The 19869-nt window shown below is 62.5% G+C and carries 22 protein-coding genes and 1 pseudogene; 15 read left to right on the top strand and 8 right to left on the bottom strand.

Annotation, left to right across the window (positions count from 1 at the left end; genetic code table 11):
• Positions 1-14: 14 nt before the first annotated feature.
• Complete coding sequence (locus tag ACTGJ9_RS27200) at positions 15-329, bottom strand: hypothetical protein (RefSeq protein ID WP_456673592.1); 315 nt, start codon at positions 327-329, stop codon at positions 15-17.
• A gap of 206 nt (positions 330-535) precedes the next feature.
• Between ACTGJ9_RS27200 and ACTGJ9_RS27195 the strand changes: the two genes are divergently transcribed.
• Both ACTGJ9_RS27195 and ACTGJ9_RS27190 read left to right on the top strand, forming a co-directional pair.
• Positions 536-1819: a hypothetical protein gene (locus ACTGJ9_RS27195; RefSeq protein WP_456673591.1), complete on the top strand. Its 1284-nt coding sequence runs from the start codon at positions 536-538 to the stop codon at positions 1817-1819.
• Positions 1820-1889: 70 nt separating this feature from the next.
• The gene (locus ACTGJ9_RS27190; protein WP_456673590.1) at positions 1890-2492 is read left to right on the top strand and encodes a hypothetical protein; all 603 of its coding nucleotides are present in this window, start codon (positions 1890-1892) and stop codon (positions 2490-2492) included.
• 508 nt (positions 2493-3000) lie between these two features.
• On the opposite strand, the gene ACTGJ9_RS27185 is transcribed toward ACTGJ9_RS27190, so the two are convergent.
• A complete protein-coding gene (locus tag ACTGJ9_RS27185) occupies positions 3001-3522 on the bottom strand; it encodes a hypothetical protein (RefSeq protein WP_456673589.1) in 522 nt (173 codons plus the stop codon).
• 398 nt (positions 3523-3920) lie between these two features.
• Here ACTGJ9_RS27185 and ACTGJ9_RS27180 point away from each other — a divergent pair, with 398 nt between their 5' ends.
• The 4 genes from ACTGJ9_RS27180 (at position 3921) to ACTGJ9_RS27165 (ending at position 6486) form a co-directional block, all read left to right on the top strand.
• Positions 3921-4373: a DoxX family protein gene (locus ACTGJ9_RS27180; RefSeq protein ID WP_456673588.1), complete on the top strand. Its 453-nt coding sequence runs from the start codon at positions 3921-3923 to the stop codon at positions 4371-4373.
• A 216-nt stretch (positions 4374-4589) separates the two neighbouring features.
• Positions 4590-5330: a tetratricopeptide repeat protein gene (locus tag ACTGJ9_RS27175; RefSeq protein WP_456678642.1), complete on the top strand. Its 741-nt coding sequence runs from the start codon at positions 4590-4592 to the stop codon at positions 5328-5330.
• The gene (locus ACTGJ9_RS27170; RefSeq protein WP_456673587.1) at positions 5306-5905 is read left to right on the top strand and encodes a tetratricopeptide repeat protein; all 600 of its coding nucleotides are present in this window, start codon (positions 5306-5308) and stop codon (positions 5903-5905) included. Before ACTGJ9_RS27175 ends, ACTGJ9_RS27170 begins: the two co-directional genes overlap by 25 nt.
• Positions 5906-6273: 368 nt before the next feature.
• Positions 6274-6486: a hypothetical protein gene (locus ACTGJ9_RS27165; protein ID WP_456673586.1), complete on the top strand. Its 213-nt coding sequence runs from the start codon at positions 6274-6276 to the stop codon at positions 6484-6486.
• 78 nt (positions 6487-6564) lie between these two features.
• On the opposite strand, the gene ACTGJ9_RS27160 is transcribed toward ACTGJ9_RS27165, so the two are convergent.
• The 3 genes from ACTGJ9_RS27160 to ACTGJ9_RS27150 form a co-directional block, all read right to left on the bottom strand.
• Entirely contained in the window at positions 6565-7128 is a 564-nt protein-coding gene (locus ACTGJ9_RS27160) for a dihydrofolate reductase (protein WP_456673585.1), read from the bottom strand.
• Between the two features lie 7 nt (positions 7129-7135).
• The gene (locus ACTGJ9_RS27155; protein WP_456678641.1) at positions 7136-8158 is read right to left on the bottom strand and encodes a polysaccharide deacetylase family protein; all 1023 of its coding nucleotides are present in this window, start codon (positions 8156-8158) and stop codon (positions 7136-7138) included.
• Positions 8159-8531: 373 nt separating this feature from the next.
• Positions 8532-10175 (bottom strand): L,D-transpeptidase family protein, encoded by a 1644-nt coding sequence (locus ACTGJ9_RS27150; RefSeq protein ID WP_456673584.1) that lies wholly within the window; start codon positions 10173-10175, stop codon positions 8532-8534.
• 262 nt (positions 10176-10437) lie between these two features.
• Here ACTGJ9_RS27150 and ACTGJ9_RS27145 point away from each other — a divergent pair, with 262 nt between their 5' ends.
• A complete protein-coding gene (locus ACTGJ9_RS27145) occupies positions 10438-10932 on the top strand; it encodes a CreA family protein (RefSeq protein ID WP_456678640.1) in 495 nt (164 codons plus the stop codon).
• Here the strand turns inward: ACTGJ9_RS27145 and ACTGJ9_RS27140 are convergent.
• Positions 10922-11113, bottom strand: a complete 192-nt coding sequence (locus ACTGJ9_RS27140) for a hypothetical protein (RefSeq protein ID WP_456673583.1) — start codon at positions 11111-11113, stop codon at positions 10922-10924. The two genes, ACTGJ9_RS27145 and ACTGJ9_RS27140, sit on opposite strands and share 11 nt — an antisense overlap.
• Positions 11114-11341: 228 nt before the next feature.
• Here ACTGJ9_RS27140 and ACTGJ9_RS27135 point away from each other — a divergent pair, with 228 nt between their 5' ends.
• Positions 11342-11677, top strand: coding sequence for a hypothetical protein (locus ACTGJ9_RS27135; protein ID WP_456673582.1), 336 nt, complete (start codon positions 11342-11344; stop codon positions 11675-11677).
• 34 nt (positions 11678-11711) lie between these two features.
• Positions 11712-12077 carry a hypothetical protein gene (locus ACTGJ9_RS27130; RefSeq protein WP_456678639.1) on the top strand — a complete coding sequence of 122 codons (366 nt, stop codon included), beginning with the start codon at positions 11712-11714 and terminating at the stop codon, positions 12075-12077.
• A gap of 3 nt (positions 12078-12080) precedes the next feature.
• Here the strand turns inward: ACTGJ9_RS27130 and ACTGJ9_RS27125 are convergent, their stop codons facing one another.
• Both ACTGJ9_RS27125 and pdxR read right to left on the bottom strand, forming a co-directional pair.
• Positions 12081-12326, bottom strand: coding sequence for a DUF6719 family protein (locus tag ACTGJ9_RS27125; RefSeq protein ID WP_456673581.1), 246 nt, complete (start codon positions 12324-12326; stop codon positions 12081-12083).
• 67 nt (positions 12327-12393) lie between these two features.
• A pseudogene (gene pdxR, locus ACTGJ9_RS27120) lies at positions 12394-13862 on the bottom strand (MocR-like pyridoxine biosynthesis transcription factor PdxR).
• 76 nt (positions 13863-13938) lie between these two features.
• Here pdxR and ACTGJ9_RS27115 point away from each other — a divergent pair.
• The 6 genes from ACTGJ9_RS27115 (at position 13939) to ACTGJ9_RS27090 (ending at position 19774) form a co-directional block, all read left to right on the top strand.
• Positions 13939-14664 (top strand): pyridoxamine 5'-phosphate oxidase family protein, encoded by a 726-nt coding sequence (locus tag ACTGJ9_RS27115; RefSeq protein WP_456673580.1) that lies wholly within the window; start codon positions 13939-13941, stop codon positions 14662-14664.
• A 51-nt stretch (positions 14665-14715) separates the two neighbouring features.
• Positions 14716-15993, top strand: coding sequence for an ArgE/DapE family deacylase (locus ACTGJ9_RS27110; RefSeq protein ID WP_456673579.1), 1278 nt, complete (start codon positions 14716-14718; stop codon positions 15991-15993).
• A gap of 272 nt (positions 15994-16265) precedes the next feature.
• Positions 16266-17075, top strand: coding sequence for an alpha/beta hydrolase (locus ACTGJ9_RS27105; protein WP_456673578.1), 810 nt, complete (start codon positions 16266-16268; stop codon positions 17073-17075).
• A gap of 37 nt (positions 17076-17112) precedes the next feature.
• The gene (gene kynA / locus ACTGJ9_RS27100) at positions 17113-17952 is read left to right on the top strand and encodes a tryptophan 2,3-dioxygenase (protein ID WP_456673577.1); all 840 of its coding nucleotides are present in this window, start codon (positions 17113-17115) and stop codon (positions 17950-17952) included.
• An 8-nt stretch (positions 17953-17960) separates the two neighbouring features.
• Positions 17961-19163, top strand: coding sequence for a kynureninase (gene kynU / locus ACTGJ9_RS27095; RefSeq protein ID WP_456673576.1), 1203 nt, complete (start codon positions 17961-17963; stop codon positions 19161-19163).
• Between the two features lie 212 nt (positions 19164-19375).
• A complete protein-coding gene (locus tag ACTGJ9_RS27090; protein WP_456673575.1) occupies positions 19376-19774 on the top strand; it encodes a PaaI family thioesterase in 399 nt (132 codons plus the stop codon).
• Positions 19775-19869: the final 95 nt, after the last annotated feature.

The following is a 19869-nucleotide window of genomic DNA, read 5'->3' as shown; positions in this document are numbered from 1 at the left end:
CGCGTTCGCGACGGTCAAGCGGCTACGTCGTCGCCCAGCATGGCTTGCTGTCGTTCGATCGGTGCGGCCTGCAAAGCAGCTCCAAACGCGTGGATAGCAGCTACGGGATCGGCTTCGACCATCAGGCGCGCGAGCTTCTCGAAATCCCTGAGGTAAATAGCGGCGGCATACAGATGGCCGTTTGGCTCGTCGCAGAAGCCAAATCGGAGCCACCGCTGTTCGTCATTCGGTGGACCGTTGTGATCCACGGACAGCGCCCCCTCAAAGGATTTCCGAGATGAATAGGGGTGATCGCTCAGCGGCCGGCGCAAGACGGACATTTTCAGCATCGGGGCCTCCCGTGAAACGCGTGAGAGTTCCAGTTGAACAAGGCCGGATTGGGACCAGGCGATGACCCCGCCGGGATTTCCCCGCGCGGGCGCTGGGCGCCCGCTGAGGTCGGAATTTCGCTCGAAAAAATTCTGAGGACGGCTGCGTGTGAGTTATGGGGCAATTCAACCAGGCGGCGTACAAGTGAGCCCCCGGGGGGATCACGATGGCCAGTACCAAATCAGCAGTTCCGCGTCTCGATGACAAAACGGCACTTGCGATTTTCCGAGAACTGCAAGGGATACAATCCCCCTCCAGCATGTCGTTGCAAGCAGCAGGTCTCGACCCAATCGACGTCCTCAACCCTGGAGATAAAAAGGGGGCTTTAGACGAATTGGAGCGAGGGTCTGGCCGCTATCTCATCACCCGCATCAGCCTGAGCTTCCAAAATTTCAACATCAGCTACGCCCGCAATCAAGACACAGGCCGGCTAAGCCCGTTTTACGACGAAATCGATATCAACCACAGCGACAATCAAGGTGGTCTTGCTTTCGAAACTCGTATTGCGCTGCTCGACCATCTCGATCGCAAGATCAGGCTCGGAGGTGTCAGTAAGCGCGACGAACTGGCGGCCAAATCGATCGACGACCTACAGGCGATCTATCACTCGACAGTCTTGAAACTGGAAACCAGTTTCGCCCAGCAAATCGAAAAGATCACGGATTGGACTGTGGAACAGACCACAGCCTTAGAGCAGGAGAAGCTCAGGCTGGCAGGCGAGACCGCCACCGAACGAGAACGGTTGAGCAAAGAACACGAGAGCAGGTTAGAGGCGCTGCGGCGTGATTCTGAAGCACTAGAAGAGCGCCATAAAGACCTCGATGACCGAGACTATATGCACGCGAGGCGCGGGACGCTCGGCGAGTTGCGCAAGAGGATTCTTGAAAGGCAGCAGAAGTTCACATTGACACCTGAGACGACCCGCCTGCGCTGGCCAATCCATATCGCACTGATTGTTCTGATATCAGCTCTGCTTGGCGCGAATTTCGTCACGGCGAGTACCGTCCTGAGTCTGGACGCGGGAAAAGTCGAGTGGCCTGTGCTCGCTTGGGCATTTGGTAAGCAAAGCATTGTGACGATCGCCCTCGTCGGCGCCTTGTTTTTCTATGTGAGATGGATGAACCGGTGGTTCGAACAGCATGCCTCCGCCGAGTTCCTACTGAAGCAGTTCGAACTCGATATCAACCGCGCCAGTTGGGTCGTGGAGACCGCGATGGAGTGGCGAAGAGACCAGCACTCCGAAATCCCTGCACCTCTGCTCGAAGGTGTCACTCGGAACCTATTTGCCTATGGCGACAGCTCCTCTCAGGAGCACACGGCAGCGGATGATTTGGCATCAGCATTAGTGGGCAACGCCTCGCAGTTGAAGCTTAAGGTCGGCGACAATGAAGTGAACTTCGACCGAAAAGGCCTCAGCGGTCTTGCCAAGACCGAAGGGTCGAAGTCCTGAAAAAGGGCGCGTGCGAGTTGTTACCCTCGGCAGCACATTAGACAAGCGTAACGCATCACACGAGACCGCCATGAAAGAACCGCGGAAACTCTATTTTGACGGAAAGTTCGTCGGCGAGGTCCCTGATACCGGAGACCTGAAGGCGGATATGAAGGTGATGACCGAACTGTTGCGCTCAAGCGGCAGCGCGGAGCCACTCAATAAGAGCCAAGCGACATTCAGACAAGCGTCCGCGTTTGCTATCAACGCCTCTCACCTGTTCAACACGGGGCTAACAGGTGCCCCACCGCGGAATCCGATTAACGTGATCCCATTTGCGGTCAATGCCGCATTTGCCGTGGAGCTTTACCTTAAGACTCTTGCATGTGTTCACGGTCTTGAGATGCGGGGGCATGATCTCCTTGGACTCTTCGATCAGCTACCCGAGGAGGCCCTCGAGCAGTTACGACAGGAAATTGTCCTCGCTCCTGCAACCGATGGCATCAAGGATCTGACAGGTTTCCGGGTGGAGATCGAACGCTTGCGTCACGTTTTCGTCGAATGGCGATACCTGTACGAGCGGGATTCGGCATCGGAGATTAGATTTCTCGAGCTCATCCACATCCTAAACGTCTTGCATAATATCTGTCGCAAGGATGATCGACTAAGGCCAGCCTCCGTTAAGTCAGATTAAGCGGTCGACGTCACCGCGCAACTCGCCGAAACCCCAGATCGGCCCACACGTTCGCACCATTATCGATCGGCTCCAGGATCATCCTAGTTTCTCGCTCCAGGACGTCGACGATTCGTCCTCGTTCTGCGGGGGTCATGTCAGCGCGGCGCGCCTCCACGATCAGTTGGCCGAAACGCTTCTCCAGATCCGTTCGTGTGCTCATCGGGCTTTCCCTCGTACTGGCGGCAGGCTCGGTACTCGACCGGGCGGCGGCACCAAGCCGACGCCGGCGTGGAGATCATCGTCCTCAAGCCACCACTGATCTGAGGCGCCGTCGCGCTTCGGCGCGCGGCGAGCGACGTCCGGAGTCGTGATGATGATGTCTTTTGGGGTAACTGCGTTACGCTTAATTCGTCACGCTCCATTCCCCTTATAGAGGATGGTGCGTGACTATTTTTGCGTAACGCTCGCTTCTTCCGCATTCGAGCGGCGGCCTGGGCGTTTGTGTGAGCCCTCATCTCCTCAACGGTCAATTCGAGCGGAGGACGGCCGGGCCGTCTGGTGCCGCCAGCATTTCGCCGTCGGCGACCTTGTCGGCGTCGTCTGCCAGCGTAACGGTGAAGGCGCGGAAGCTCTTTAGGTCGAGAGCAGCCACCTCTTCAGCGGTGACCCGAAAGGCCCGACCAAGCTGCGCCGCAGACGGTGGCTCGGTCTTCGTGGCCGCGGCCTCAATGGTGCTTGCCACTGCCTCCCTCGTCAGCCACGGCGCCAGCAACCGAAGGTTTGCCCGGGTGACGGCCTCAGCGCCGACCTTGAGTTTCACAAAGTGCTGGGCAAGGAGCTTAGCGGCTTGTAGACCCGCGGCATTGTTCGGCAGGACGGTGACCGATCGTCGGTCGAGCAGTGCGGAGATCTCCCCAGTCCGGCGCCGCCATTGCCAGTGCATTCGCGGCAGGCTGCGCTCTGCGGCGATCGCCGTCTTCGCGCGACCTGGAAAGTAACGACTCTTGCGCAAAGCCGCGGCAGGATGTATATCGCTGTCGTTGTTCACGGTGGTTGCCTCCATCGTGTTGATATTGAAATTCAGAAAGCTCCGCTGGTTGCCTCCAGCGGGGTTTTCGTTTTCAGGGTGGTCTCAATGTGAGCCCGGCTTCGTCCCCTTGGGGGTGGGTAGCGCCCGCTAAGTTGGTCGTTGTCGGTTTGGGTACGGGCTCTGAAACGCCTTGCAAAACAATGATCGAATTATTCCCCAAACTTTGGGGCAACGATCTGATTTTGCTTATTTCTGCCCCTTTGCTAGGGAGCCCCAAGGCACCGTCTTCGCCGCCAACTTTGAATTACTCGCAGTTCGCCATTTCCCCGTTTGTAAACCGGCGCACTAGTCTTCATAATCGCGCGGTACTCTCGTCAAGACGCCGATTTCAAAACGCCTGAGCCAAGAGGCCGACCATGCCAGCGTTCGTGACTTTCGGGCGAATCCTGTTCGCCGTGCTGTTCATCTACACGGGCGCGACGAAACTGATCGCCATCCAGGCGACCGCCGATTTCATCGCCACCAAGGTCGTGGTGCCCGATGTGATCGCGCCCTACGCCAAGCAGGTGGAGGCGGCGACTGCGATGACGACGCCGCAGCTTTTGGCGATCGCGCTCGGTGGGCTCGAGATCATCGCAGGCCTGATGATTGCGCTGAATTTCGGCGCGCGCTTCTTCGCGATGCTGCTGATCATCTACACCGCGGCGTCGACCGTCCTGTTCTACGACTTCTGGAATCAGCCGGCGCCTGACAATGCCAAGATGGTGATCGACGCGCTAAAGAATATCTCGATCATCGGCGCGCTCTTCATGATCATGGGCTACGGCCGCGCCACGCGTTCGGCCGAAACGGCCTACGGGGACGTGTAGGTTCCGTAGCTCGAGGCCCGGACGCTCGCGGTGTGCCCAGCTTCGCGCAAGATCGTTGCTGCAGGATGATGGGGAGCGAGTCATCGCATCGATGATGGAACCCCCCGGAATGTTTGCTGAAGCGCCGTCAGTTTCTCTCTCGCTCGAGGCCGGTCTTGCACATCATCGCGCGGGCCGCTTGCCGCAAGCGCAGGCGATTTATCGGCAGATACTGGCATCCGAGCCGGATCATACGGACAGTATTTTTCTCCTGGGGTTGCTTCGCTGCAGACGGGTCACCCCGACAGGGCGCTCGATCTCTTCGTTCGTGCCGTCGGCCTCCAGCCGCGCAACAGCCTCTATCACAGCAACATGGCTGTCGCTCTACGCGCGCTCGGACGCAGGGGCGAGGCCATCGCGAGCTATCGGGAAGCGCTGCTGCATCAGCCCGACAATCTGGATACGCACATTCAGCTTGGTCTCCTGCTTGGTGAATGCGGGGATGTCGCAAGCGAGGAGGCCCAGTACCGGCTCGTGCTGCGACATCCCGTTGGCCTCGATCTCGCTGCAGTTCGCGCTCAGGTCGATGCCCGTTTCCATCTCGCCAATCTGCTGGTGAGACGGAAACAATTCGACGATGCGATCAGCGAGTTTCGGCAGGTGCTGCGGCAAAGGCCGGAATTTGCGGAGGCCCATTGCAATCTTGGGGCCGTGCTGTTCGATCTCGCCGCCTTCGAGGAATGCGAACATTGCTATCGCGAGGCGCTGCGCCTCAACCCGGGATTTGCGGAAGCCCATAACAATCTTGGTGGTCTTCTCATCAAGCTGGGGCGCCTCGACGACGCCGAGCTCAATCTTCGCGAAGCCTGCAAACTCCGGCCTAATTTCCCCGAGGCCTTGAACAATCTCGGCGACCTGCTGCGTCTCCGGGGACGGTCGGAAGAGGCGGAAGCATGCTGCAGGAAGCTTTGCGTCTGAAGCCGGACTATGTTCCGGCGCAATTGATCCTGGGCAACGCCCTTCGCGAGTCCGGTCGTTTCCACGACGCGGAGTCCTGCTATCGGGCAGCTCTCGATCGCAATCCGCTCTGGCCGGAGGCGCTCAACAATCTCGGCACGCTGCTGTACGATCTTGGGCGCCCTGATGAAGCCATTCAGAGCTTGCGAACGGCGGTGTCGCAAAAGCCGGATTATGCCGACGCGCATTTCAATCTTGCGATCACGCTGTTGCTGGCCGGCCAGTTCGACGAAGGCTGGCGGGAATATGAGTGGCGGTGGAAGCAGGAGACGAAAAAGCCGCATCTGCGCGGCTTCCGCCAGCCGCTCTGGGATGGAGGAGATATCGGTGATCGGGTCCTGCTGCTGCATGCGGAGCAGGGCCTGGGCGACACGCTCCAGTTCTGTCGCTTCGTGCCGGCCATTGCGGCGGGGCGGCGGATCGTTCTCGAGGTTCAGCGGCCATTGCTGCCGCTGCTGACGGGGCTGCCGGAATCGAGCGCATCGTCGCGCGGGGCGATTCTCTGCCGCCATTCGATCTGCATTGTCCGCTGTTGAGTCTGCCGCGGGCCCTTGGCATCACTCTCGAAACCATCCCGCGGAGGCATCCTATCTCCGGGCCGATCCGCAACGCGTGGCGGCCTGGCGCGAGCGCGTGGGGCAGTTCGATGGCTTGCGGGTCGGTCTCGTCTGGGCCGGCAATCAGACGATGAGCGGCGACCGGCGCCGGTCGATTCCGCTCGAACGATTTTCGAGCTGGCGGACCTGGCGGGGGTGAGTTTCGTCTCACTGCAGAAAGGACCGGTGGCCAGCCAGTCGCCGCCGGCGGGTCTGGCCTTGCACGACTGGACGGACGATCTCCACGATTTCGGTGAAACCGCAGGGCTGATCGAGGCGCTTGATCTGGTCATCAGTGTCGATACGGGGTGGCGCATCTCGCGGGAGCACTCGGCCGCCCGGTCTGGCTGCTCAATCGCTTCGATCGGTGCTGGCGGTGGTTGCTCGACCGCGACGGCAGCCCCTGGTATCCGACGCTGCGGCAATTCCGGCAAATTCACCCCGGCGATTGGACCGGCGTGCTCCAGGACGTGCGCGCTGAACTCGAGGCGCGCAGCTTGGCCAGACCCGCCGTGCAGTAAGCCTCATGCATGGCAAGCCTACGCATTGTACGCGGGTATCACAGCACCGGTACTGTGCATGGGGTTGTTTTGCGCGTTTCAGGTGGAGCGTCTGGCGGCCCGCCACGGCGTGACGGTCACGTCGTGCGCCGCGTCGAGCAGATACGGCGTGCCCGGCTTCATCCCATGCGACGCCAGCACCTCGTGCGGCGTCCGCTCCGGCACGCCCGCAAAACAGCCTTCGCCGCCGGGCAGCCGCACATGCGGGGCTTCCGACAGCCAGAACGTGTCGAAGCGGTCCATGAACAGGTCGAACATGAGGGGGCCGCCGATGACCGCGATTCGTCCCGAGGCGACATCGGCAAAGGCGGCAGCCTGCTCGAAGCTCGCATGGGCCGGATTCCACAGCGTCGCGTTCGGCATCTCCGGATCGACGGTGAGCGCCTTGATCTTCCGGGTGGTGATCAGCCGCTTGCGCTTGGGCGAGTTCGGCTGCTGCTCATACGAGTTGCGCCCGTGTACGATCAGCGCCGCGCCGTCGAGCGCCTGCTCGAAGAACAGCTTGTCGCCTTTGAACTTCAGACTGTCGGGCATGACGCGGCTCGCGTCGGCAAGCATGCCGTCCGCCGAGATGATGACGTACCCTTCGAAATGGTAAGACAAGCGACTTCTATTCGGAAACGGTTGTCACCACGGAATTGACCGGGCGCGTGCTCACCGTCGGCAGCTTGACGTCCTTCATCAATTCCTGATCGTATTCGGGCAGCGAGGCGACCGGCGCCTTGGCGCGCATCGCCACCACCTTGTAGCCGCCGGCGTTGAGACGGTTCAGAAGCTCGGGCAGGGCTTCCGCGGTGTGCTTCTGGAAGTCGTGCATCAGGAGGATCCCCTTGCCCTTCTTCTCGAGCCCCTTCATCACCGTGTCGATCACCTTCTCGGGCTTCGAAGCCTTGAAGTCGAAGGAGTCGATGTCGCAGGAGAAGATCGCGACGTTGCGGTTGCCGAGATAGGTGACCATCTCCGGCGGATGCTGCAGCGCCGGGAAGCGGAAGAACGCTGCAGGCGAGATGCCGCCGAGCGCCCATTTCACGGCGCTGATGCCCTTCTCGATCTCTTCCTTCCGCTGCGCTTCGGTCAGCTTCTTGTTGTTGAGGTTGGCGTGCGACCAGGTGTGGGTGCCGATGGTGTGGCCGGCCGCGTAGACCTGCTTCAGGAGCTCCGGCTCGTAGGTGGCGTGCTTGCCGATCGAGAAGAAGATGCCGGTGGTGCACTGGTCGGCGAGCGCCTTCAGCACGGCGGGCGTGTTGTGCGGCCAGGGACCGTCGTCGAAGGTCAGAACGACCTCCTTGTCGCGCAGGAAGTCGAGTTCCTTGAAATGCTCGAAGCCGAAGCCGGGACCGCCCGTGGTGTCGATTTCCACGGTGCGGGCAACGCCCAGCGCGTTCGGATTGTTACAGGCCGCGCGCGCCGGCTGCGGTGCCTGTTGCGGCGGGGGCGGGAACGCGGCGGCTTGTGCCGCGGGCGCTGCGGCAGGCGCTGCAGCGGGTGCCGGAGCCGCAGCAGCGGCGGGTTTGGCCGCGGGGGCGGCCTGGGTGGCGGCTGCGGGTTTCGCGGCCGGGGTCTGCGACCATGCCGCGCCTGTCAGCGCAACCGACATCGCGCTTGCCAAAATCAGTGTTGCCGCCACACGCATGGTGTTGTCCTCGAGATTGATCCCGTTGTTCCGCCGCGGCTTTTCGCCTCCGGTAAAACCCATCCTGCCCCTGATCATCCTAGCCTAGTTGGAGGCCCATCGCCATTGCAACGGCTGTTTGGCGCCTAGCCCCAATTGTGCCCAGGCCTGTTTGGGCGAGGCCCCTCAGCTGTCCGCGAGGGCCTTGGCAATTGCCGTCTTGATGCGCGCGTGTCTGGAGGCTCGAGAGCCGACGATCAGGCACTTGTGGAAGTTCCGCGTCGGAACTGCCCTCGGCCGTGGCGCGGCGTCCTCCAGATGTGATCCGGCACCGAGCTTACTCCGGCGAGACGGCCGGCCCGCTCAACACCGCGTTATCTGACGCGGTACCAAGCTAGTACAGGCGGACGATGAAGTCGGTGCCTTCGCCGGTCTCGCCCTGGTTGATGCCTTGGTCGGAGACGATGACGGAGCCGCCCATGGTGAGCATCTCGTTGATCTTCGCGATGGCGTCGGCAGGGATCGTGATGCGATCCAGAGCCTCGGTCGGGCTATCCGGCGTGATCACCGATTTTGCGGCGATAGGGATCACGGCGGCGCCGCGCTGGCGGCGCGTGGCGCGACCATCGTCCTCGCGCGCGGCGGCACGAACGGCAACGGGCAGAGACACCACGGACCAATGCAGCGCATTGGAATCAGTCTTGTCGATCTCGGCGGTGAAAACGTGAGTGCCGAGCGGCCGGTCGCTTGCCGCGATCGTCACGGGCACCTCGAATAACGGCGCAAAATTCTGCCGCACGTAGAGCTTGGAATCCTTCCGGCTGATGAACACCGCAATCTGACCGGTCCGCTTCGGCAGGTCCGGCTTCACGGACGGCGCGGGATCGGCGACGCCGGTCTGGTCGTTCTTCGCGTCTGGCGAAGCGGCCAGCGCGGGCGCAATTGCCGTCACCGCCGCATCGGGCTTGTTCTCGGTCGTAGCCGCGTCAGCTTTGGCTGGCTCGGACTTCGCGGCCTCGATCTTGTCAGCCGGCTTGTCGTCCGAATTCGCCTCGGCAGCTTCCCCAGGCTTCGCTTCGTCGCTCGTCGCCGCCTCGGGCTGCTTGGCCGGCGCGGAGGCCTCGGCGAACTTGGTGTCAGGCTTGACTTCGATCTCGGCCGCTTCCTCGCGGACCGCCGCATTGCCCGTGGTCACATCCGACATCACGGTATGGCCGACCGTGGAGCGCAGCTCGAGCATGCCCTCGGCGCTGGCGGTCTTCGTCTCAGATGACTTGGTCTCGACGGGCTTGGCGTCCGTGACCTTGGTGTCAGGCGCACTCTTGTCGGCTTTCTCGCCAACGCTCGTTGTCGGCTCGAGGCTTGCAGCCGGCTGCGGCGGGACGCGCAGCGAGGTGAGCATGGGATGCGAGAAGCTTTGCGGCGTGATCTGGCCGGGCGTGACGATCACGCGCGCGCCCATCTTGGTCCAGTTCCACATCTTTACCGCGAATGCCATGGGCATACGGATGCAGCCGTGTGAGGCCGGATAGCCCGGCAGTACGCCGGCATGCATGGCGATACCGGACCACGTGATCCGCTGCATGTACGGCATCGGCGCGCCGCTGTAGATGTTGGAGTGGTGGAATTTGTGCTTCTGGATGACGCTGAACACCCCCATCGGCGTCGAGTGGCCCTTCATGCCGGTCGACACCGGCGACTCCGCGAATATGCCGTTGGAGTCGTAGATGGTCACTTTCTGCCGGTTGATCGAGACAACGATGACGAGCGGACCCTGCGGCTTCGCGCCGGTCTCCTTCTCGACGCGCGCCGCGTTCTTGTTCTTGGCTGCCGAGCCGCGCTTGAGCGGCCTCTGCTGCGGCTCGTCGGGATGTCGCACCGGCCGTGAATAGTACGACCCGTCCGAATAATCCGGCGTGTAATAGAACGCTGCTTCTGCCCGGCTGGCCGTAGCGATCGTACCCGCGGCCGTCAGAACGGCGAACTGCCACAGCCATGCCGGCGCGGCAGCAAAACGGGACCCGTTCACGCTAGTCATTCCTCGAATCCGTAATCCAAATTAGACATTAGTCTCGCAGAGGGGATACGCGTTCACCAGCAGGGCAGTTCTGCCATCAGGTACATTTTGTCCAAGACGTAGCAAAAAAGCCTCACGGAGCGGTAAACGGCCGCCGCGCCTGGCCGCCATCATCTTCCTGAATGATGACTCCATACTTACGTTGCCGGGACTTGTTCTCGGAGAACTTCATGTCATCTCGTTTCACCGGTCGTTCGGGCATCCGCTTGAAAGATCTCGCTTTATTTCTCCTTGTTCTGGCCATGCCGGCCGCGTCGCGCGGGCCGCCGACGAACCGGATCTGATCTTTCGCCGCTCCACCGTGTTCAAATGGGTGAGCCCGAATGACAAGCTCGCGACCTATGGCCTCGACGACCCCGAGGTCGAGGGCGTGGCCTGCCATTTTAGGGTGCCGGAAAAGGGCGGCTTCAAGGGCTGGCTCGGTCTTGCCGAGGAGGTTTCTGACGTCTCGCTCGCCTGCCGCCAGATCGGTCCGATCAAGTTCAGGGACAAGATGGAACAGGGCGACGATATGTTCCGCAAGCGCCGTTCGCTCTTCTTCAAGAAGATGCAGATCGTGCGAGGCTGCGACGCCAAGCGGAATGTGCTCGTCTACATGCTCTATTCGGACAAGCTGATCGAGGGATCGCCGAAGAACTCGACCTCGACGGTGCCGATCATGCCGTGGGGACCGACCGACGCGAACGTCCAGAAGTGCGGCGACTTCTTCACTCAATGATGTGATCGCGGCTGACACGCGGTTTTACAAGGTGCGAGCCGCTGAGCCGGACGAACACCTGTGGCGCGGCCTCGTAGCCGCGGTATGATTGGAGAGCCATCGCCCCTGGCGAAGCGGCGCGTTGATCCGCGCGGTCGTTCCAGTCGGCTGCGTCGCGCGCCGTTGCGCGATCTTGCGCCATGATGGTCCTCACATGTGCCCGGTTGACGGGCCTTTCGGTTTTCAAAGGCTTTGGTTGCGCCCGGCGAGCTTCGGGTTCATGGGTGGGACCGACCTCGTTTGCGTCTCTTCAGCAGAAAAATGTAAAATGCATGTTGAAGCGCTGACGTCATGGATGTGACCGCCCCACCTCAACCTGCATGGATGATTGCTCCCAAGCCGGTTCAGACCGTCACGCGGCCCATCTGAAATGATTGAGGTTTTCCGGGAATTGTTTCGTCAGGACGGGGGCGACGAAATAATTTTCATCGGGAACGAAACCATTTTGGGCTTTGGGCGCATCACGGGAGAAACCGCAAATGGTTATCAACCTCACAACGAAGACGGCAGACCGCCGGCCACGCGATTCGGTGACATGTCCATGCGCGCGCTCAGCTTCATCCTTGCTATCGGGTTCGTGCTTGCCGGTTCTTCGTTCGCGGGCGCGCCGGACGGCAATCTGCCTGGCATCGGCACCTTCCAGTACAGCGGCTCGCCCATAACGACCACCGCGCGGCAGCCAATCGTTGTTGCAGCGCGCTTCTGATCCGCAACAAGAAAATCAGTCGGCAAAAGCCATCATGCATCTTGGTGTCAGCGCTGCAGCGGTCCTCTCCCTTCTGACGATCAGTTCCGTCCAGGCACAGGTGCGCGCGCCGAGCCGATTGCCGGACCCGCGCACCGAATTCGTGCGGCAATGTGCCCCGCGCATGCTCGGGCGCTGGGAGCATCCGGAAGAGGTCTGCGGGTGTCTGCATGATCATGCTGCGGCCGTGGTCGAGGATCGCGACTTGCGCGAGGCGCTGTTGCGCGGCATCAGCGAGACCGGCGTTCCCACGATCGAAACCGATTGGGTGCCGGCGGCAAAGCAAAGCGAAATCGGCGCGACCTTCACCAAGATCGCCAAGCCGACCTTGCAGTGCATGTTCGACCCGGCGAAATCCTGACGATTACTTGGATTTCGGACCGTACCGGGCGACGCAAGAACTGATTCGAACGATACCCTTGTCGCTCATCTTCGAACCGCGAACTTCCTTGATCTGCCCGGCCGGGCAGGTTCCGTCATCCACCATCACGCGCTGACCAAGCTTGAGATCGACGATATCCTGTTCGCGGCCTATCGTGGCTGCGTACGCCGTCGTCGCGAGCGTGGCTGAAATTAAGAGCGACAAGCAGACAACGTGGCGAAGTGGCATGATGAGAGTTCCCGGCCTCGATGCCGCAATCTAGGGAGCGGCACACGATTCTCAAAGTAGACCTTTGTCATGCGCGCCCGGTCGACTTACCTCTGGCGCGCAAGGCAGCACGCGCTTCCCGCGCGAGCCGTTCGGCGGAGGCGACGAGGCATGGAACCTCGTGCCCCGAAAATCCCAGCACGAAACCGGGCAGGGGACGCGCCCGTGCATAGGTGTCGGCGAGCAGCCAGCCTTCCGCGCCCGCGGCCTGTTTCGCTTCGGCCGCAACCGCTGGCGCCACGGCCGGATCGAATCGCGCGACGAGATGCAGGCCCTGCGACGGCACCGGGACCGACAGCGCGCCATCCGATGCCGCTTCGAGCGTTTCGGCCAGCGCATCGCGGGCCTCACGGTACAGCTTGCGCACGCGCTTCAAATTTGCGGCAAACGCGCCCGAATTCAGCATGTCGGCGACCGCGCCTTCCATCAGCGTTCCGGGAAAACGGTCGAGCGCGGCCCGGGCGGCCGTGACGTCGCCGATCAGGCGTTCGGGCAATGCGCAATAACCGATGCGCAGTCCCGGAAACAGCGTCTTGGCAAACGTGCCCATGTAGATCACGCGCTGGAGATGGTCGATGCCGGCGAGCGACATCAGCGGAGCGCCGTCATAGCGGAACTCGCTGTCGTAGTCGTCCTCCAACACGAAGGCGCCCGCCTGCTTCGCCCAGTCGAGCAGCTCCAGCCGCCGCGGCATCGACATCTGCACGCCGAGCGGAAACTGATGCGACGGCGTGACATAGGCCGCGCGTGCGGACGGTGCGGCGGCGCGGCCTCTCGCGATTTGCAGGCCATGGGCATCGACGGGAAGGGGCACGGTGCGATAGCCGCATTGCGCGACGGTCCTGCGCGCGACGGGATAGCCGGGGTCCTCGCACCAGACCTGATCGCCGGATTTCAGGATCGTGCCGAGAACGATGCGCAGAGTGTGCAGCGTTCCTGACGTGAGCATGATCTGGTCGGGGTCGCAGCGCAGCCCCGCGCGGAGAGCAGATGGTCCGCGATCGCGACGCGCAACTCGCGGCCGCCACGCGGATCGCCGTAGTGCAGATGCTCGGCCCCGAAGGCGCGCATGCGTCGGCCAACGAAAGCGCGAAAGCGCTGTATCGCGCGCTCGTCGATATGAGTGCAGCCGAGCGAGAGCGCGCCTTGCCCCGGCGCCTCCACGATCATCTTCGGCTTCTTCTGTGTGGCGGCACGCGCGGGAATGCGCGCTGCGACGAACGTGCCGGAGCCGACGGTCGCTTGCGCGAACCCGTCGGCGATCAGGCGCTCATAAGCCGTGACGACCGCGTTACGCCGAAAGCCGGTCTGCCTGGCCAGCTTGCGCGAGGGCGGTAGCGGCTCGCCGGGTTTGACGAGGCCAGAGACGATCATCTCGCACAGCGCCTGGTGCAGCCGGTGCGCCGAGGAGGCGCCGGCGGTGATGTGCGGGCCGGAGAGATCGAGCGGCAGCTCGGCTTTGGCCGGAGCGAGAGAATTGGTCGGAATTTTTTGCATGGAATTGGCACTATCGCAGACCAAATGCGGGGCTACAACTGCTCTGGGATTGTTCCATTTCTGATGAGGAGCGGCCGTGAGCCAGACTGAGAGCCAAGATTTCTATCCGACCTCGGCGCGCAACCAGGTGAAGCGCCGGCACGATCGCGGCTTCTATGATCATGAGACGGTTCATCGCATCCTGGATTCCTCGATGCTGTGCCACGTCTCCTATGTCATAGACGGTCAGCCCTATTGCACGCCGACTTTCTTCTGGCGCGAGGGGACCAAGCTCTACTGGCACGGCTCGAGCGCCAGCCGCATGCTGCGCAATCAGACCAGGGGCGAGCGGGTGTGCCTGACGGTCGCCCATCTCGACAGCCTCGTGCTGGCGCGCTGCGGCTTCAATCATTCCGCCGACTACCGCGCCGTGATGGCGTTCGGCACGGCCTATCTCGTGACCGACCCGGCGGAGAAAGAGCGCGCCGTGGTCGCGATGGTCGATCGCTTCTTCCCCGATCGGACCGCAAGCCTGCGGGCCAGCAGCACCCAGGAGATCAAGGCGACCTCCTTCATCGCGATGGAGATCGAGGAAGCTTCCGCAAAAGTCCGCGCCAAGGGTGTCGCCGACGACGATGAGGACTACGAATTGCCGATCTACGCCGAGCGCATTCCGGTCCGCACCGTTCTCGGCGCGCCGGAGCCGTGCCCGCGGCTGCTCGATGGCGTGAGCCGGCCGGCGACGCTGAATGGCTATTCGGAAGGCCGCTTGCTCGAAGATGCATTGCGGGATGCTTATTTTGTAGAGTACCCAAACGGCTGAAATCGGCTAGCTTGCGCGCACCTTGACCAAATGGATGCCCGGAGTTGCCTGATGAATGCCGAAATGCAGCAGAGGATTCTTGACGCCGTCGATGCCGGCTTCGAAGCCCAGCTTGCGACCACACGCGATTTCGTCGCGATCCCTTCGACCCGCGGGGCGGAGGGACCGTGCCAGGATATGATCGGCGACCTCCTGCGCGCGCGCGGTTACGAGGTCGACGACTGGCACATCAATGTCGATGATCTCAAGGATCTGCGCGGCTTCGGCCCGATCGAGCATGATTTCTCCAGGGCACGCACGGTGGTCGGCACCTACCGTCCGAACACCGAGGCCGGCAAATCGCTGATCCTTCAGGGGCACTGCGACGTGGTGCCCGCGGGGCCGCTGGAACTGTGGGACACACCGCCGTTCTCGCCTGTCATCAAGGACGGCAAGATGTTCGGCCGCGGCGCCTGCGACATGAAGTCGGGTACCATCGGCGCGCTTTATGCGCTAGACGCGATCAAGGCGGCCGGCCTCAGGCCGACGGCGCGGATTCACTTTCAATCAGTCATCGAAGAGGAGAGCACCGGTGTCGGCGCACTCTCGACGCTGCAGCGCGGCTACCGCGCCGATGCCTGCTTCATCCCGGAACCCACCGCCGGCAAGATGGTGCGCTCTCAGGTGGGCGTAATCTGGTTTCGGCTGCGGGTGAAGGGCCATCCGACCCACGTGGCCTTTGCCGGCTCCGGCTCCAATGCGATCATGGCGGCGTATCACCTCGTCCACGCGCTACAGAAGCTCGAGATCGAGTGGAACGAGCGCGCCAAGGCCGACCGTCACTTCAAGACGCTCAACCACCCCATCAACTTCAACCCCGGCATCATCAAGGGCGGCGATTGGGCCTCCAGCGTGCCGGCCTGGTGCGACGTCGATTGCCGTATCGCCATCCTGCCGGGTTGGTCGGTCGCCGATCACCAGAAGGAGATCATGGCCTGCGTTGCCGCTGCCTCGCGCAACCATCGCTTCCTCGCCAACAATCCGCCGGAGGTCGAATGGTCGGGCTTCCTGTCGGAAGGCTATGAGCTGACCGATTCCGCGGCGCCGGAAGCCGCATTCGGCAAAGCTTTTAATACGGTTTATGGCGGCGCAGTCGAAGATCTCGTCTTCACCGCGCTCACCGATACCCGCTTCTACGGCCTCAACCACGGCATCCCCAGCCTGTGCTTCGGCGCCAGCGGCGGCGAGATGCACGGCTTCAACGAATATGTCGATCTCGACTCGCTGAAGAAGACGACAAAGGCGATGGCACTGTTCATCGCGGAATGGTGTGGGGTGGAGAAGGCGTAAGACTCTCGCCGTCATTGCGAGGAGCGAAGCGACGAAGCAATCCAGGCTGCGGTCGAGGGCAAAGGCGCCCTTGCGCCGTGCCCGCCATGTTTCCTCGACTCCAAGCGATGGTGGGCACGCTCCGCTTTGCCCACTCGCTTCTGAAATTGAGGCCACGTTGCCCGAAACACCGGCTCCGTCGAATCCTTTAAGCTTAAAAGAAAGACTAGGATGCGGGCCTGACCGGTGGCACACTGGCGCTCGGTGTGCTGGGCAAGTCCGCGGGAGTCACGATGCGCGATTGGGATGATGCTTACGCCAATTCGGCCCATATCCCGGGCTCGGACAAGATGCCGGCGCAATGGGCGGAGCGGGCGGCGGCCTACCGCGCCGTGTTGAAGGGCTTTCGTCCCGACATCGCCTACGGCTCCGGTGAGCGCCAACGTTTTGACCTGATCCTGCCCGACGGCGACAGCAAGGGCCTCGTCGTATTCGTGCACGGCGGCTACTGGATGCGCTTCGACAAGTCGACCTGGACCGATCTGGCCGAAGGTGCCCGGCACCATGGCTGGACGGTGGCGCTGCCGAGCTACACGCTGACGCCGGCCGCGCACATCTCTGATATCACCGCGGAGATGACCGCCGCGATCGCGAAGGCGGCGTCGCTCGTCGCGGGGCCGATCCGGCTTGCCGGCCATTCCGCCGGCGGCCATCTCGTGACCCGCATGCTCTGCGACGACAGCCGCCTCGAACCCGCCGTCTTCAGCCGCATCGCCGGTACGCTCTCGATCAGCGGGCTGCACGATTTGCGGCCCCTGCTCAAGACCAGGATGAACGAGACGTTGCGCATGACCGTGGAGGAGGCGACGCTCGAAAGCGCGGCGCTGCATCTGCCGCGTGGACATTCGCCTGTAACCGCCTGGGTCGGCGGCAGTGAGCGGCCCGAATTCGTCCGCCAGTCCGACTTGTTCGCCAACGTCTGGACCGGCTTTGACGTGCCGACGCGTCTCGTCGTTGATCCCGGACTGAATCACTTCACTGTGATCGATGCGCTCAAGGACCCGTCGTCGCCGATCACAGCGCGGCTGATCGGCCTCGACTGACGGGGCGCAAAGGGATGATCGATCGAGAGGGCCTGTCATGACGTCCAGCGATTACGATCCTTCAAGCGACGGCGCCGAGACCGATTTCGCGCGGCGCATGTCCTACGGCGATTATCTGGCGCTGGATGCGATCCTCGGTGCGCAGCATCCGCTCTCGGAAGCGCATGACGAGATGCTGTTCATCATCCAGCATCAGACCACGGAGCTGTGGATGCGCCTTGCCATCCACGAACTCAGCGCCGCACGCCGCGCCATCGCCAAAGACGAGGTGCAGCCCGCGATGAAGATGCTGGCGCGGATGTCGCGCATCTTCGAGCAACTCAACGGCGCCTGGGACGTGCTGCGCACCATGACGCCGAGCGAATACACGCGCTTCCGCTCGCAGCTCGGGCAATCATCGGGTTTCCAGTCGCGGCAGTACCGGCTGATCGAATATCTGCTTGGCAACCGCAATCACGCCATGCTCAAGCCGCACGCGCACGATGCCGAGACGACGAAGCTGCTCGAGGACGAGCTTGCGACGCCGAGCCTCTATGACGAGGTGCTGCGTCTCGCGGACCGCAACGGGCTCAAGATGCCGGCCGCTGTGCTCTCGCGCGACATTCGCGAGACCCACAGCTTCAACGAAGACGTGCTTCACGCCTGGCGTATCGTCTACGAGGCGCCGGAGGCGCACTGGATGCTCTACGAGCTCGCCGAGAAGATGGTCGATTTCGAGGATTATTTCCGGCGGTGGCGGTTCAACCATGTGACGACGGTCGAGCGCGTCATCGGCTTCAAGCGTGGCACCGGCGGCACCGGCGGCGTCAGCTATCTCAAACGCATGCTCGAGGTCGAGTTGTTTCCCGAGCTCTGGCGCGTGCGCACGATTCTGTAGAGATTTCTATGACCAAGCTTCGCGTCTATGACGACACACGGGCGCTGTTCCACCTTCCCGACGGCGTGATCTATCTGGACGGCAATTCGCTCGGTGCATTGCCGCTTCGCGTTGCCGAGCGTGTCAACCGCGTAATCACGGCGGAGTGGGGCAACGAGCTGATCCGTGCCTGGAACACCGCCGGCTGGTATGTCCAGCCGCGCCACGTCGGCGACCGCATCGCGCGGCTGATCGGCGCGGAGGCGGGTTCGGTCATGGTCGGCGACACGCTGTCGCTCAAGGTCTATCAAGCGCTCGCCGCCGCGCTCGACATGAACGCAACGCGCAGGGTGGTCTTGTCAGACACCGGCAATTTCCCGACCGATCTCTACATGGCCGAAGGCCTGATCGCGACGCTCGGGCGAGGCCATCAATTGCGCCTGGTGGCGCCAGAGGAAGTCGAGGCCGCGCTGTCGGAAGAGATCGCGGTGCTGTACATCACCGAGGTCGACTACCGCACCGGCCGCCGTCACGACATGGCGAAGCTGACCGCAAAGGCGCATGAGCTCGGCATCGTCACGGTCTGGGATCTCGCCCACTCGGCCGGCGCGCTGCCGGTCGATCTCGCCGGTTGCGGCGTCGATTTTGCGGCCGGCTGCACCTACAAATATATCAATGCCGGCCCCGGCGCGCCGGCTTTCCTCTACGTCGCACCGCGTCACGCCGCCAGTGCGCGCGCCGCGCTGTCCGGATGGATGGGCCACGCCAAGCCCTTCGCGTTCGAGCTTGGCTATGCAGCGGCGGGCGGTGTCGAGCGCATGCGCGTCGGCACGCCGCCGGTGCTGGCAATGGCGGCGCTCGAAGCCTCGCTCGACATCTGGGATCGCGTCGACATCGAGGAGGTCCGCGCCCGTTCGCTGGCGCTCGGTGATCTCCTGATCACGGAAGTCGAACGGCGTTGTCCATCCCTGAAGCTCGTGACCCCGCGCGCACACGAATGCCGCGGCTCGCAAGTCTCGTTCGCCTTCGAGGGCGGCTACGCCGCCATGCAGGCCGTGATCGCCCGCGGCCTCATCGGCGATTTCCGCGCGCCTGACATCATGCGGTTCGGGATCACGCCGTTGTATATCGGCGAGAGCGAGATCGTGCGGGCGGCCGAGATCATCGAGGACGTGATCGCAGGTGAGGTGTGGCGGCGACCAGAGTATCAGGTCGTCAATGCGGTAACGTGAGGAAGAACGCTGCCTCAACCGGCATTGCGAGTTCAGCGACGCGATGCAGGAATGTATCCGCGGGAAGATTCCGGATTGCTTCGCTGCGCTTGCAACGACGGACGATAGAGTTGCGCTCGCCCCACGTCACGGGTGACCATGACCTCCGGCGTCATTGCTTTGCCGCGCGGAACAATTCACCTTGAGAACAGAACGAACTGGGAGGAGATCCGATGACGCCGCTTGAGAAAGTCAAAGCGATGAAGATGCCGTTTGCCGAGCTCAAGGGCGTCGAGTTCGTCGAAGCGGAGAAGGATCGCGTGGTGGCGCGGATGATTGTCAGGCCCGATCTCTGCACCCTGCACCACACCGTCCACGGCGGCGCGGTGATGGCGTTTGCCGATTCCGTCGGTGCGGCGGCGACCGTGATCAACCTGCCGGAGGACGCCAAAGGCACGACCACCTTGGAGAGCAAGACCAATTTCATCGGCGGCGCCAAGGAGGGGAGCACGGTCGTCGCCACCGCCACGCCGGTCCATAGGGGCCGGCGGACCCAGGTCTGGACTACACGTATGGAGACCGAGGACGGCAAGCTGGTCGCCGTCGTGACCCAGACGCAGCTGGTCCTGTAAGACCACGGAGGCTTGGTTTTGTTAACGAATTAGACGTTCTCGCTGCCTCAAACTTGAGCAGGTTCCCGTCTTGAAAAATTTGCTGCAACGCACAA

Origin of the sequence: Bradyrhizobium sp. RDM12 (assembly GCF_051917485.1) — a bacterium.
Lineage (GTDB): Bacteria > Pseudomonadota > Alphaproteobacteria > Rhizobiales > Xanthobacteraceae > Bradyrhizobium.
Note: the sequence above shows the minus strand (reverse complement) of the source record. Positions and strands in the feature narration are given on the sequence as shown.